Genomic DNA, 13386 nt, shown 5'->3' with positions numbered 1-13386 from the left:
CCCCAAACGTCCATGCTGTTCCTCAGCCCGCCACCCGGTAGACTCCCCGCCGTCCGGGTCGGCACACCACCACCAGGTCAGCCCTCGTAGCTCAGGGGATAGAGCACCGCTCTCCTAAAGCGGGTGTCGCAGGTTCGAATCCTGCCGAGGGCATAAACCTGTGACAACGATTTCCGCAGGTCAACGGCTTCTACTTCGTGATTCCGAGGAAGTCTCATCACGAAAGCCCGGTCAGTCGCGTTCACCCCTGTGGAGTGGTAGGGCACAGCGAACATGGAAACGCATCGGTCAACGGGACATCCGTACCCGATCGTCTCCAGGACGCCCACCGCCGCCCCTTGCGGCTTCGCCAATGGCCTGGGGTGTGATGCACTCTTCGCGGTCGGGCTAGTCAGCTAGGGAATTATGAGCTACGTATTCGACGTCGATGACCAAACAGTATGGAGCCCGGCATTGCGGGTGGGCGAACTGTTCGTACGTATACACACCGATATTTGTTCGGTTTTGAACGTGGCAACTGGTCTAACGGCGATCGCCAGCGATATGTACGAGATAGACCTCGAAGTCTTCGAGAAGACCACGCTGGTCATCTTCAACGAATACTTCTCATCCCAAAACGCTGCTTTCAAGGCAATGCTGGGCGCGACACTTGGCCCGGCTGTGAACATCCTCAACTACTGCAAACGCCCGCTGACGCCAAAATCTAATGAAGAAGGTGCTTTCATCTCATGGGCAACCAGCCTTGGGATGCCGAGGTAGCGCTGGCCCGCCCAGATCGTCGACGCCCTGCGCGGGGCTGATCCACCACGCCAACCTTGCCCGGGCCACGAAAGCCGACCCGATCGGACCCAAGGTCGCTGAAGCGATCGCTCGTTCCCCTCATCATCGCTGGCCAACCGTCACACCGAACGGTTCATTCTGCGGGCGAACAGCGTCGATCTCACAAGGTAGTCGAGCGTGTCAGCTTCAGCGCGGAACCCGGAACAGATGTGCACGCCTCTGTCGTCCGAGTCCACGACTGAGGACCCGCGGAACGGAGCCACCGCCGCCGATTCGCGCGCTGCCCGAGGCCCGGCGGAAAGTGGGGTGGGACGTCTCGCGCTCCACCGCATCGATGTTGGTGGTATCGCGGCCGTCGCCGACTGCATCAATTTCGGCCCGAGGGCTGCGCGGCCTACCGGCCGGCATGAACGACGTCGCAAACCGCCGCCGACGTGCTCCTACTGTGGCCGGGCCGCCGCACCTGCTTGGGTCAACACGTCCTCCACCCGCGCCCCCATCGCCCGCCCGGCCGAATGCAACGGCTCCGCCGATCGCAGGGTCCGGCTCAGCACGAAAGCGCCCTCCAGCGCGCTGAGGATCGCAAGGATCAGGTCGCGGGCCGCGCCGGTGTCGACGCCGCGGCGGACGAAGTAGTCCGTCCCTTCCTCGATCCAGAATCCGATGACCTCCGCCGCGACCTCGCGCAATTCCGGCTCGCTGTCGGCGATCTCGCCCGCGACGGTGCCGACGGGGCACATGTTGATCCAGTCGGTCTGTTCGATCTGTTCGGCGGCGGCGGTGAAGGCGGCGGGCACTGCTACGCGTAGGTCGTCGTAGGGGTCCATGAGCAGGGGGAGTAGCTGGATGTAGGCAGCGCCGGAGGTGCGCAGGGCGGCGGCGGCGATTTGCGGCTTGCCCGCGGGGAAGTGGTGGTAGAGCGAGCCCATCGGCGCGGCTGCTGCCACGGTGATCTGCTTGACGCTGGTCGCGCTGTAGCCGCGCGTGCGCATCAGTTCCGCCATGGCCGTGACCAGGCGGTCGCGAGTGCCTGTTGACATCTTCTCGGTCACCGTTCCAGACTAGAGCAAATACTCTAGAGCGATCGCTCGAATGGAGGAAACCGATGCCGACGGTCGATCTTCCCGCTGGTCAACTGCACTATGTGGAGCGCGGCGACGGGCCGCCGGTGGTGCTGCTGCACGGGCTGCTGATGAACCACACGGTCTGGGACTCGGTGCTCGACCGGCTGCCCGCGGGGTTCCGGTACGTGCTGCCGGACCTGCCGCTCGGCGCGCATCCGATTCCGCTGAAGCCGGGCGTCGACCTGAGTCTGCGCGGATTGAATCAGCTCATCGCGGACTTCCTCGCCGCGCTCGACCTGCGCGATGTGACCCTCGTGCACAGCGACTGGGGCGGCGGCCTGTTCCTCACCGCCTACGGCCTGGACGAGCGGGTCGGCAGGTTGATCGTGCTGCCGTGCGAGGCGTTCGACAACTTCCCGCCCGGCCTGCCCGGCAAGATGGCCGCCCTCGCGACCGCTGTTCCCGGCGGAATAACGCTGGCGCTGCGGCAATTACGCGTACCGTGGCTTCGCGCCTCGCCGCTGCTGTTCGGCTGGATGGCGCGCACTCCACTCTCCGACGAACTGATGCGCGGCTGGACCGAGCCCGGCCTGCGCGACAAGCGGATCCGTCGAGACCTGCTCGCCTACACCAAATCTGGCTTCCCGAAGCCCGAGCTCATCGCGAACGCCGAAGCGCTGCGCGATTTTTCGGGCGACGCGCTCATCCTGTGGTCCTCGGCGGGCAAGGTGATGCCGCGCGAGCACGGGCACCGACTGGCCGAATTGATCCCGCGCGCCCGGCTGATCGAGATCGAGGACGCCTACGTGCTGTCGATGCTCGACCAACCCGATGCGGTCGGCGCGGCCATCTCCGCATTCCTGACGGGCGACAGAGCCCAGCGCTGAACCACACCGCATAGCGGCCAAGGGACACAGCACAGCTAAAGCGAACGGCCCGAATCCGGCGCGGGTCGCAACCCGGGATTCAGGGCGGGATGGACAACACTGGGCTCGTGGCCGCCCACCCGCCCGACGCCGAGCCGGGTCCCGAGGCATCGGAGCCCACGGGCTCCGAGGTCGCGGCGCGCAAGGAGCCGGTTTCCACGCGAGACCGTGCCCGGATGCCCGCCTGGCTGCCGAGGGCGCTGGTGCTGGCCTTCCTCTTACTAGGGGCCTTCCAGCTGCTCGACTGGGCGGCGCACCGGCTGATCGGCTTGTTCCTCGTGCTGTTCGTGGCGTTCTTCGTCTCGCTGGCGATGGAACCCGCGGTGGACAGTCTGGACGCGCGCGGCATGTCCCGTGGACTCGGCACCGCGGTGGTGTTCGTGCTGGTGTTCCTGTTCGTCGCGGGGTTCGTCTTCGCGCTCGGAATCCTGTTGGTGGAGACCGTCCACGACCTGGTGATCGAGCTGCCGCGGCTGGTGGACGACCTGGTCGACTGGGTGAACCGCACCTTCGACCAGGACTTCACCCTCGACCAGCTCCGCGAACAGCTGACCAAGGACACCGACACCCTCGCCGGTTACGCCGAGCGCGCGGCCAACCATGCCTGGGGCCTGTCCGCCACGATCGTCGGCGGGCTGGCCAAGCTGCTGCTGATCGCTCTGTTCAGCATCTATCTCACCGCGGGAGGGCCGAGGCTGCGGCGGTCGCTGTGCTCGCTGCTGCCGCCGACCAGGCAGGACGCGGTGCTGCGCGCCTGGGATCTCGCCATCCAGAAGACGGGCGGCTATCTCTACTCACGCGCGCTGCTCGCGGTGATCTCCGCGATCGCGCACGGCGTCTTCCTCGCGGTGCTCGGCGTGCCCAACGCGATCGCCATGGGCGTCTGGTTCGGCGTGGTCGCCTCGTTCGTGCCGACCGTCGGCACCTATCTCGCCGGCGTGCTTCCGGTGCTGGTCGCGCTCACGATCCGGCCGCTGGACGCGGTCTGGGTGATTCTGTTCGTCATCGTCTACCAGCAGTTCCAGGACTACGTGCTGCAACCGAAGCTCACCGCGCGCACCGTCGACGTCAACCCGGCCGTCGCCCTGCTGGCTGTGCTCGCGGGTGGCGCGCTGCTCGGCGCGGTGGGTGCGCTGCTCGCCATCCCGGCCACCGCCACCGTGCAGTCCTTCGTGAGCCTGTACCTGAAACGCTATGAGGTCACGGAAGATCCGCGCATCGACCGCGCCCAGGCCAAACGCGCCCGTCGAGCCGGAGCCGATCCAGCGCCCTGACAGCCTTTTGCCCGCTTTCAGCGACTTGCACAGGCTCCGGTTACGGCGGTGAAGGTCGCCCTCGGCCAGTTCGTGGGGCGCGCAGGTCGGGTGAATGAAGGTCACTCCAGTCGGTTTGGCGGGATGAAGGGGCCTTCGGTCGGCTACGCGCCCATTCTCGACGCGGCACTAGCGCAAGGCTCGACCCGGTGGCGCGCAGCGAGACCAGGGTTCCTGACCGCGCGAGGCCTGGTATGTGGCACGCAGCGAAGCCGGAATCCGATCGCGCGCGGGGGGCGGAACCTGTCGCTGTCAGCACGAAGCCCGGCTCCGTTGGCGCACAACGGAACCGGGCTTCGCGATCAACTCAGGACAGCGTGGTGACGGTCAGATCACCATCCGCGTACTGGGCCCGCAGGCGCTTCTTGTCGAACTTGCCGACGCTGGTCTTGGGCACCTCCGCGATGAACGTCCACCGCTCGGGCAGCTGCCACTTGGCGAACTTGTCGGCGAGGAAGTCGCGCAGCTCCTCGGCCTTGGCCTCGGTGCCTTCCTTCAGCACGATCGCGACCAGCGGCCGCTCGTCCCACTTCTCGTCCGGCACGCCGATGACGGCGGCCTCGGCGACGGACGGGTGGCCCATGACGGCGTTCTCCAAGTCCACCGAGGAGATCCACTCACCGCCGGACTTGATCACGTCCTTGGAGCGGTCCACCAGCGTGAGGTAGCCGTTCGGGCTGATCTTGCCGACGTCGCCGGTGCGCAGCCAGCCGTCGTCGAACTTGTCCGGGTCGATCACCCCGCCGTCGGGGGAGTAGTAGGAGGCGGTGATCCACGGCCCGCGAACCTCCAACTCGCCCAGCGATTCTCCGTCGTTGGGCACCACGCTGCCGTCGTCGCCGACCAGCCGGGCCTGCACGCTGGCGGGGAAACGGCCCTGCGTGTAACGGAATTCCCACTCCTGCTCGCCGGTGACGCCCGCGGGCGGGTGCGCGACGCTACCCAGCGGCGAGGTCTCGGTCATGCCCCAGGCGTGCAGGATGCGCATGCCGTGCTGCTCCTGGAAGGCGCGCATCATCGACGGCGGCACCGCCGAACCGCCGACCACCGCGGTGCGCAGGTGCGAGATGTCCTGCGGCTTGGCGGCCAGACCCGCCAGCACGCCGCCCCAGATGGTCGGGACGGCCGCGGCGAAGGTCGGCTGCTGGTCGGCCATCATCTCCAGCAGCGGTCCCGGCTGCAGGAAACGGTCCGGCATCAGCACGTTCGCGCCCGACATCAGCGCCGCGTAGGGCAGGCCCCAGGCGTTGGCGTGGAACAGCGGCACGATGGCGAGCACGTAGTCGGCTCCGGTGAAGCCCATGCCCATCGGGGAGCAGACCTGCATGGCGTGCAGCCAGTTGGAGCGGTGCGAATACACGACGCCCTTCGGATCACCGGTGGTGCCCGAGGTGTAACACATTGCGGCGGCGGACTTCTCGTCGATCACCGGGAAGTCGAAGGTGTCGGGCTGGGCGGCGAGCAGCTCGGCGTAGGAGTGCACCTGCACGCCTTCGGGAGCCTGCAACGCGGACGCGTCGCCGTTGGCGACGATGACGTGGCGCACCGTCTTCAGGTTCGGCAGAAGCTGGGCGAACATCGGCACCAGGGTGCCGTCCACGATGACGACCTGGTCCTCGGCATGATTGGCCACGTAGACCACCTGCTCGGGGAACAGCCGGATGTTGAGCGCGTGCAGCACCGCGCCCATGGCGGGGACGGCGATGTAGGCGACCATGTGCTCGTTGTTGTTCCACATGAAGGTGCCGACCCGATCACCGACGCCGATGCCGAACCCGCGCAGCGCGTTCGCCAGCCGAGCCGCCTCGGCGCCCATCTCGCGGTAGGTCATCGTGCGCACGCCCGTGCCGGTCCAGGTGGACACGGTGCTGTCGCCTTGGAAGGTAGCGGCGTACTTCAGCAGCGTCGCGAGCGAGAGCGGCTCGTCCTGCATGGTGCTCAACATCGGGTACTCCTTATCCTCGTGGCCGGCATGAGCCACGTCACATCGGCGATGCTACCGAACCGTCGTCACACCGCGACCGGCCGTGACCGAAATCAAAAGCCGGGGCATATGCCCTCAGTTTTCCCAGGTCAGCGCGGCCGTCGAAAAGCGTGAGCTGTCAATGGATATGGGCCGGATACGCGTGTACCAAGGCGGTGTCGAGCTTCGGCACGGCGTGCGTGAGGGTATGCTCGGCCTCGTGCGCGAGACGGTGCGCGTCGGCCAGGGTGATGGTCGGCTCGATGTCCAGTTCGACGTCCGCGTGCAGCCGGTGCCCGATCCAGCGCATGCGCAGGCTGCGGATGCCCTCGACGCCGGGCTCGGCCGCGAGCGCCCGCTCCGCGCTCGCCACCAGGCTCGGTTCGACCCCGTCCATGAGCCGGTGGAAGACGTCGCGCGCCGCGGTGCGCAGCACGGCCAGGATGGCCAGCGTGATCAGCAGGCCGACGATCGGATCGGCGAGCGGGAAGCCCAGTGCCACACCGCCCGCGCCGAGTAGCACCGCCAGCGAGGTGAAACCGTCTGTGCGCGCGTGCAATCCGTCCGCGACGAGGGCCGCCGACCCGATGCGCCGCCCGACCCGGATGCGGTAGAGCGCCACGGTCTCGTTGCCGAGGAACCCGATCAGCCCGGCCAGCGCGACCCAGCCGAGGTGGTCGATCGGCACCGGATTGATCAGCCTGCGCACCGCCTCGTACCCGGCGATCAGCGCCGAGAGCGCGATCATCGCGACGACGAAGAGCCCGGCGAGGTCCTCGGCCCGGCCGAAGCCGTAGGTGTAGCGGCGTGTGGCCGCGCGCCTGCCGAGTGCGAACGCGATCCACAGCGGCACCGCGGTGAGCGCGTCGGAGAAGTTGTGAATGGTGTCGGCGGCCAGCGCCACCGACCCCGAGGCCGCGACGACGACCGCCTGGAGTGCGGCGGTGAGTCCGAGGACCGCGAGGCTGAGCTTGACCGCGCGGATGCCGACCGCGCTGGCCTCGAGCGCGTCGTCGATGCTGTCGGCGGCGTCGTGGCGGTGCGGGACGAAGATCTCCCGGAGCGCGCCCCGAAGGCCGCCTACATGCCCATGGCCGTCCTCGTGCGTGTGGCCGTGCGCGTGCGTGTGGCCGCGCCGATGCCCGTGGCCTTGCTTGTGCCCGTGCTCGTCACCGTGGTCGTAACCGTTCTCGTTGCCGTGCCCGTGCCCGTGCTCGCGGTCGTGCTCATGCGCGCGCCAGTGCTCGGGGCCGCCGTCGTGCTCGTGCTCATGGCCGTGCCCGTGCCCGTGTTCGTGCCCGTGGCGCTCGGCCTCACGGTTCTCGCCGGTGGCCGCCGACGAGCTCTGTCCCGCTTGCCGTTTCGTATGAGTCACCGCGCCGCTCGATTCCGATTCGGCAGTTCGACCACCGCGCCGTCGCCGCGGTGGTGCGGCGGGATGCCGGGTCCGGCGTGCTCGGCGTTGTACACAGCGTCCACCACCAGCTGGCGGACGTGCTCGTTCTCCAAGCTGTAGAAGATCGTGGTGCCCGCCCGCCTCGGCCGCACCAGCCGGGCCATCCGCAGCTTCGCCAGGTGCTGCGAGACCGACGGCGCGGGCTTGCCGACCGCGCCCGCCAGGTCGTTCACCGACAGCTCGCGATCGACCAGCGCCCACAGCAGCTGCACGCGGGTCGGCTCGGCCAGCATCCGGAACACCTCGACGACCAGCCCGACCTGGTCCTCGGCGAGCGGCAACCGCGGTTGGTCGCTATCTGCATTCATACGCAGATAATAGAACAGCATGTCCCCAGTGGCCATGGACAACGTGGCCGAAAATGTCGATTAGGTGACCGCTGATGCCTCGGTGGCGGACGTCGCCCGCTTTACCCTCGAAGCATGTCAACGCCGTCCATCATCATCATCGGGGCCGGGTTCGCGGGGCTCGGCATGGCGCTCGAGCTGCGGCGCGCCGGGCTGGAGAACTTCACCATCCTGGAACGGGCCGCCGATCTCGGTGGGGTCTGGCGGGAGAACACCTATCCGGGCGCGGCCTGCGATGTGCCCTCACCGCTGTATTCGTGGTCCTCCGAGCCCAAATCCGATTGGCCGCGGCGCTTTTCCGAACAGCGCGACATCCACGACTACATGCGCGGCGTCGCGCGCAAGCACGACCTGGCCCGCTACATCCGTTTCGGCACCGAGGTCACCGACGCCGAATTCGACGAGGGCACCGCCCGTTGGCGGGTCACCACCGCGGACGGCGCGGAGCTGAGTGCCGACGTCCTGATTCCCGCGGTCGGCCAGCTGTCCCGGCCCGCGCTGCCGAACCTGCCCGGCATCGACACCTTCACCGGCGTGGCCTTCCACTCCGCCGAGTGGAACCATGAGGTCGACCTGACCGGCAAGCGGGTGGCCTGCATCGGCACCGGAGCCAGTGCGATTCAATACATTCCGCGCATCCAGCCGAAGGTCGAGCACCTCACGCTCTTTCAGCGTTCCGCGGCCTGGGTGCTGCCCAAGCCGGATGTCGAGTACAACGGGCTGCACCACGCGCTGTTCAAGTACTTTCCGCCGAGCCGGTGGGCCGAGCGGTTCGCGATCTGGTCGTTCTTCGAGGTGCTCGCACTCGCGCTGACCGACATCCCGGCCATCAAGTCCCCGGTGATCGCGCTGGCCGACCGGCACCGCGAAAAGCAGGTCCCCGACCCGGAATTGCGCGCGAAGCTGACCCCCGATTACGCGGCGGGCTGCAAGCGCGGCCTGTTCTCCAACGAGTACTTTCCCGCGCTCGCGCAGCCGAATGTCACGGTGGAGACGACGGCGATCGAAGCCGTCACGCCGACCGGCATCCGCACCGCCGACGGCGTCGAGCACCCGGTCGACGTGATCGTCTACGGCACCGGTTTCAAGGGCACCGAGTTCCTTGCCCCCATGAACATCTACGGCCTCGGCGGCCGTAAGCTCGCCGATGTCTGGGGTGACGCGGGAGCCCGTGCGTACCTGGGCCTTTCGGTCCCGAATTTCCCGAACATGTTCATGATGTACGGGCCGAACACCAATGTCGGCTCCGGCTCGATCATCTACATGCTGGAGTCGCAGGCCCGCTACATCCGGCAGGTGGTGGAGTATCTGGCCGAGCACCCTGGCCGCTTCCTCGCCGCCCGCGCGCAGGTCGAACAGCGGTGGGACGACTGGCTGCAGCGGCGGCTGAAGGACACCCCGTGGAACTTCTGCTCCAGCTGGTACCGCAACGCGGCGGGGCGCATCACCAACAACTGGCCCGGGGCCACGGTCCTGTATCGCTGGAAGACAAGGACTTTCGAGCCGTCCGACTACGACGAGGCTCGGGTCGGCGTCTGAACGCGAAACGCCCCCGTTCGGTCGTCCTCCTGCACCGACCGAGCGGGGGCGAATCCCCTTGTCCGACGGGCGCTGTCGGCCCCAACCGCCGACAGCGCCACGTCTCCAGGCGTACCTCCGATCCCGCCGTGCGCGCGTCACGGAGGACTGCCCCGAGCGACACCTCAGCAGTTGCGCAGCTCCGGGCTCTGGTTGAGTAGCTGCGCCCTGGTGCCGATGAAGGTGCGGTAGGTCTCGCCGCCCACCGCCGCGATCGGGAAGGCCGCGACCCGGTGGCAGTTCTGGAAGGCGAGTTTCACGCCGAAGTGCCGCTCCAGGCCGCCGCGGATGGCGTCCGAGGCCAGGGCGCGCAGCAGCTGACCCCGGGCCACCTCGTCCGGCGGCGGGACCACGTTGTCGGCGAATTCGGCCGTGCCCGACTTCAGTTCACCGGCCACCCGGCTCACGACTTCCCAGGCGTAGGGCAGCGAGTTCCGGACACATTCGACGAATTCGGCGTCGTCGACTTCGCCACGCTCGGCGCGTTCGAGCAGTGCGGCGGGAACATCGAGGGACATAGCGCTCTCCTCCTTGGGAAGGGGTGGATGGCGGTGCGATGCCCCTGAAGTCTAATCGAAAGTGGTTGTCAACAATCCTGGATTCGCCGCGAAAGTGCCGAGTTCAGTGCGGTTTTCGTCGCGGCGGCCAGCTCGGCGATCAGTTCGCGGGCGGGTAGCTCCGGCGTCAGCGCTTGGGTTTGGCCAGCCCACAGGTTCACTTCCTCGGGGTTGCCCGCGGCGCGAGCGGCGGCCCGCAACGGCCCTGTCGCATAGTGGATTTCCGGATACGCGGCGGGCGCCGTCGCGCTGTGCGAGTCCATGAACTCGTTGCGCAGGCCGCGGGCGCGCCGTCCGGTGAACGCGCGGGTCAGCATGGTCGCGGCGGTGCTCGGCAGTGCGGCGCGATGCACCGGGTTGGTGCCCGCCTCGGGGCAGCGCAGGAAGACGGTGCCGAGCTGCGCGGCCGACGCGCCCGCGGCGAGCGCGGCGGCGATGCCCGCGCCGGTCGCGATGCCGCCCGCGGCGACGATCGGCAGGTCCACCGCGGCGGTGAGCAGTTGCAGCAGGGCGAGCAGGCCGAGCGGATCGGCGGCGTCGTCGGCCACCCGGTCGACGAAGGTGGCGCGGTGTCCGCCCGCCTCGGCGCCCTGGGCGATCAGCACGTCGGCGCCCGCGGCCACCGCGGTCTCGGCCTCGGCGACCGAGGTGACGGTCACCCAGACCTCCGAGCCCACCGCGTGCAGCCGGTTCACCTCGGCGGCGGTGGGGCAGCCGAAGGTGCAGGTGACGGCCGCGACCGGTGACTCGACGAGCAGATCCAGCTTGGCGTCCCAGTCGTCGGTGTCGTGCTTCGCCGCGCCGAGCTCGTGGCCGGCGCCGAGTTCGGCGAGGTAGTCCGCGTACTCGGCGGGCGGGGTCGGCGGTCCCGGCGCGAAAAGGTTCACGCCGAGCGGCGCGTCGGTCAGGGTGCGAGTGGCGGCGATCCGGGCGGCGGTGTCGGCCGCGCTCAGGTAACCGGCGGCCAGCACGCCGAGTCCGCCCGCTTCCGCGACCGCGGCGGTCAGCTCGGGGGTGGACGGGCCGCCCGCCATCGGGGCGAGCACGATCGGGACGCGCAATTCGTCGATGATCACGGTCCAAGTCTCGCCCATCGAGACCTGTGATCCAGCCCTCACCTGCGACTTCGCGATCGAAGGTTGCGGAATGGTCACGACAGGGTAGAGTTCCCGTCACAACGGATGCCGAAACGTTACAAACTTCGGTCACCGGGAAACCTGAGCCCTCGGGCCTCACGACTTCACCGGTATCTCGTTCGCGACGCGGCGGCCTTCGTTCCGAAATGTAGTCGGACGCTAGGACGAAGCATTGTCGCAGCACCGGGTAGGCCCCAGTTCCATTACGGTCGAGAGCCTCATCGGCGATGGCGTGACGGGTCGGCCGACGCGGCACCGCGCCGAGTCGTCGCAGGTCGAGCGGGTTCGTGCGGCCGCGGGTGCGGCCGTCGCCGCCGGTGCGCTGATCGGCGGTGTCGCCCAGGTCGCCCCGGCCATCGCCAACGCCTCCCCGCTGGCGCCGTCGCGTGACGCCGACCAGGCCGCGGACGAGATCACCTTCAAGGGCACCGCCGACATCCAGAACGTCGCGGCGGCCAAGCAGGTCGCGGCGCCGGTCGCCGAGGTCGCTGCCCCCGCGCCGGAGGCGACCCAGGTGGCCGCGCCCGTCGCCGCCCCGTTCGGCTTCAACAACCTGCCGCCCGAGATCGCTGGCCCGCTGGCCCAGGTCGAGGACATCCTCAAGGGCGTGCACCAGCAGGTCGCTCCCGCGCCCGCGGTGCGCCCGGTCGCCGGCGCGATCAGCTCCGGCTACGGCACCCGCTGGGGCCAGTTCCACTACGGCATCGACTTCGCCGACCAGCTCGGCGCGCCGATCCACTCGGTCAGCAACGGCACCGTCATCGAGGCGGGTCCCGCCTCCGGCTTCGGCCTGTGGGTGCGGGTACTGCAAGACGACGGCACCACCGCCGTCTACGGCCACGTCAACGACATGTACGTCGCGGAGGGCCAGCGGGTCCGCGCGGGCGACGTGATCGCCTCCGTTGGCAACCGCGGCCAGTCCACCGGCCCGCACCTGCACCTGGAGATCTGGGACCAGAGCGGCGCGAAGATCGACCCGCTGCCGTACCTCGCTTCCAAGGGCGTCCCGATGCACTGGGGCCCCTCCGCCCACTGATTCCGCTGTCCACCAGTGCGATTCAGGCGTAGCTCCGCCTCCGCCGCGGCCATCCGCGGTCTGATCCCGCCGTCGGCAGCGCCGGTCGGGCGTACTTCCGCCTTCGCTGCGGCCATGTTCGGGTTGACGACGGATCGGCGTTCGGCAGTACCGATTCGGCGTATCTCCGCCTTCGCTCTGGCCGTGCGCCGGTTGACGTCGGACTGGCGTCCGACAGCGCCCGTTAGGCTCGCTTCGTGACCGATCTGGGCGATATCTTCGAGCCGGGATCACCGCACGGGCGCGCCTACGCCGTGCTGGTGCACCACCCCCGATCCGGCCTCGCCGATATCGCGCGCTACCTCGACGTGACGCCGGAAGAGGCCGCCGCCACCCTCGAACTTCTCTGTGCGTTGCAGGCCGCGGTCCGGCTCGAAGATGCCGAAGGTGAACCGGTTTGGGACGCGCACGCCCCGGAATCGTTGTCCGAGACCGAGGCTCGGCGCCGCCAGCACGAGATCAACCAGATGCACGCCGCGGCAGCGCGTCTCAGCGAGACGTTCCGCTCGGTGCGACGTTCGCCGCGCGGCAACGGATCTGTGGTCCCGGTCTTCGAACGCCTGGAGATGCTGGCCGACTTCGAGGAGATGCAGACCTCGGCGCGCACCTCGGTCAAGATCATCGAACGCGGCCCCTACCTCAGCGACATCGAGCGCGAGAACCAGCAATACCTGCTGAAGCGGGCCAGGCTCGGCGAGGGCATCCGCTATCAGACCCTCTACCAGGACACGATCTACCAGGACGCGGAACGACTACGGCATGCGCTGTCCACCAACGCAAGCGGCGCTCAAGCGCGCACGCTGCCCGAACCGCCGTTCAAACTGATCATCGTCGACGACGAGCGGGCGAACCTGGTGCTGCACGCCGACGAACGCCGTCCCGACCCGATGGGTCTGCGTTTCACCGGATCTCCCGCGCTGCGCCTGCTGGTGCGCACCTTCGACGTGCTGTGGTCGCTGGCCGCGCCGATCTCGGTGAACCCGAGCGCCGACGAACTCGACGACCGCGACAAAGCGATCCTCACCCTCATGGGCCTCGGCGCCACCGACGACACGATCGCCCGCAGGCTCGGCATGTCCCGCCGCACGGTGGTCCGCCGCACCGCCCGCCTGTTGGAACGCCTCGGTGCGAGTACTCGCTTCCAGGCCGGTGTACAAGCCACCCGCCGAGGGTGGCTGTGAGCTGCCACAA

12 protein-coding genes and 1 tRNA gene are annotated in these 13386 nt (G+C 68.5%); 7 read left to right on the top strand and 6 right to left on the bottom strand.

The features are described 5' to 3' along the window. Window positions 1-80 precede the first annotated feature (80 nt). Together ABZV58_RS12330 and ABZV58_RS12325 are read left to right on the top strand one after the other, a co-directional pair. Window positions 81-153: transfer RNA gene (locus tag ABZV58_RS12330), tRNA-Arg, on the top strand. 252 nt (window positions 154-405) lie between these two features. Then, entirely contained in the window at window positions 406-759 is a 354-nt protein-coding gene (locus ABZV58_RS12325) for a DUF6086 family protein (protein ID WP_355000208.1), read from the top strand. A 461-nt stretch (window positions 760-1220) separates the two neighbouring features. On the opposite strand, the gene ABZV58_RS12320 is transcribed toward ABZV58_RS12325, so the two are convergent. Beyond that, the gene (locus ABZV58_RS12320) at window positions 1221-1832 is read right to left on the bottom strand and encodes a TetR/AcrR family transcriptional regulator (protein ID WP_355000207.1); all 612 of its coding nucleotides are present in this window, start codon (window positions 1830-1832) and stop codon (window positions 1221-1223) included. Between the two features lie 53 nt (window positions 1833-1885). Here ABZV58_RS12320 and ABZV58_RS12315 point away from each other — a divergent pair, with 53 nt between their 5' ends. Both ABZV58_RS12315 and ABZV58_RS12310 read left to right on the top strand, forming a co-directional pair. Continuing rightward, on the top strand, window positions 1886-2731 hold the full coding sequence (locus tag ABZV58_RS12315; RefSeq protein ID WP_355000206.1) for an alpha/beta hydrolase: 846 nt from the start codon (window positions 1886-1888) through the stop codon (window positions 2729-2731). A gap of 89 nt (window positions 2732-2820) precedes the next feature. Then, window positions 2821-4044 (top strand): AI-2E family transporter, encoded by a 1224-nt coding sequence (locus ABZV58_RS12310; RefSeq protein WP_355000205.1) that lies wholly within the window; start codon window positions 2821-2823, stop codon window positions 4042-4044. A 346-nt stretch (window positions 4045-4390) separates the two neighbouring features. Here the strand turns inward: ABZV58_RS12310 and ABZV58_RS12305 are convergent, their stop codons facing one another. The 3 genes from ABZV58_RS12305 to ABZV58_RS12295 all read right to left on the bottom strand — a co-directional run bounded on the left by ABZV58_RS12305 (window position 4391) and on the right by ABZV58_RS12295 (window position 7810). Beyond that, window positions 4391-6028 (bottom strand): long-chain fatty acid--CoA ligase, encoded by a 1638-nt coding sequence (locus tag ABZV58_RS12305; protein ID WP_355000204.1) that lies wholly within the window; start codon window positions 6026-6028, stop codon window positions 4391-4393. A 157-nt stretch (window positions 6029-6185) separates the two neighbouring features. Beyond that, window positions 6186-7421 (bottom strand): cation diffusion facilitator family transporter, encoded by a 1236-nt coding sequence (locus tag ABZV58_RS12300; protein ID WP_355000203.1) that lies wholly within the window; start codon window positions 7419-7421, stop codon window positions 6186-6188. Beyond that, window positions 7418-7810, bottom strand: a complete 393-nt coding sequence (locus ABZV58_RS12295; RefSeq protein ID WP_355000202.1) for a metalloregulator ArsR/SmtB family transcription factor — start codon at window positions 7808-7810, stop codon at window positions 7418-7420. The genes ABZV58_RS12300 and ABZV58_RS12295 overlap by 4 nt, the downstream gene beginning before the upstream one ends. Before the next feature lie 114 nt (window positions 7811-7924). Here ABZV58_RS12295 and ABZV58_RS12290 point away from each other — a divergent pair, with 114 nt between their 5' ends. Then, window positions 7925-9388 (top strand): NAD(P)/FAD-dependent oxidoreductase, encoded by a 1464-nt coding sequence (locus ABZV58_RS12290; RefSeq protein ID WP_355000201.1) that lies wholly within the window; start codon window positions 7925-7927, stop codon window positions 9386-9388. Window positions 9389-9552: 164 nt separating this feature from the next. Here the strand turns inward: ABZV58_RS12290 and ABZV58_RS12285 are convergent, their stop codons facing one another. Next, complete coding sequence (locus ABZV58_RS12285) at window positions 9553-9945, bottom strand: SCO5389 family protein (RefSeq protein WP_355000200.1); 393 nt, start codon at window positions 9943-9945, stop codon at window positions 9553-9555. Between the two features lie 68 nt (window positions 9946-10013). Next, on the bottom strand, window positions 10014-11078 hold the full coding sequence (locus ABZV58_RS12280; RefSeq protein ID WP_355000199.1) for a nitronate monooxygenase: 1065 nt from the start codon (window positions 11076-11078) through the stop codon (window positions 10014-10016). A 274-nt stretch (window positions 11079-11352) separates the two neighbouring features. On the opposite strand from ABZV58_RS12280, the gene ABZV58_RS12275 reads away from it, so the two are divergent. Together ABZV58_RS12275 and ABZV58_RS12270 are read left to right on the top strand one after the other, a co-directional pair. After that, window positions 11353-12156: a M23 family metallopeptidase gene (locus ABZV58_RS12275; RefSeq protein WP_355000198.1), complete on the top strand. Its 804-nt coding sequence runs from the start codon at window positions 11353-11355 to the stop codon at window positions 12154-12156. Window positions 12157-12392: 236 nt separating this feature from the next. Then, window positions 12393-13376, top strand: coding sequence for a LuxR C-terminal-related transcriptional regulator (locus tag ABZV58_RS12270; protein WP_355000197.1), 984 nt, complete (start codon window positions 12393-12395; stop codon window positions 13374-13376). The last annotated feature ends 10 nt before the right edge of the window (window positions 13377-13386 follow it).

Source organism: Nocardia sp. NPDC004654, from assembly GCF_040609595.1.
Classification (GTDB): domain Bacteria; phylum Actinomycetota; class Actinomycetes; order Mycobacteriales; family Mycobacteriaceae; genus Nocardia.
This window is presented reverse-complemented; position numbering and strand designations above follow the sequence as displayed.

Excerpts from the sequence above, each read along its gene's own strand:
- ABZV58_RS12325 (WP_355000208.1), top strand. The coding sequence starts at position 406 with ATGAGCTACGTATTCGACGTCGATGACCAAACAGTATGGAGCCCGGCA.
- ABZV58_RS12315 (WP_355000206.1), top strand. The coding sequence starts at position 1,886 with ATGCCGACGGTCGATCTTCCCGCTGGTCAACTGCACTATGTGGAGCGC.
- ABZV58_RS12310 (WP_355000205.1), top strand. The coding sequence starts at position 2,821 with ATGGACAACACTGGGCTCGTGGCCGCCCACCCGCCCGACGCCGAGCCG.
- ABZV58_RS12305 (WP_355000204.1), bottom strand. The coding sequence starts at position 6,028 with ATGTTGAGCACCATGCAGGACGAGCCGCTCTCGCTCGCGACGCTGCTG.
- ABZV58_RS12295 (WP_355000202.1), bottom strand. The coding sequence starts at position 7,810 with ATGAATGCAGATAGCGACCAACCGCGGTTGCCGCTCGCCGAGGACCAG.
- ABZV58_RS12290 (WP_355000201.1), top strand. The coding sequence starts at position 7,925 with ATGTCAACGCCGTCCATCATCATCATCGGGGCCGGGTTCGCGGGGCTC.
- ABZV58_RS12285 (WP_355000200.1), bottom strand. The coding sequence starts at position 9,945 with ATGTCCCTCGATGTTCCCGCCGCACTGCTCGAACGCGCCGAGCGTGGC.
- ABZV58_RS12280 (WP_355000199.1), bottom strand. The coding sequence starts at position 11,078 with ATGGGCGAGACTTGGACCGTGATCATCGACGAATTGCGCGTCCCGATC.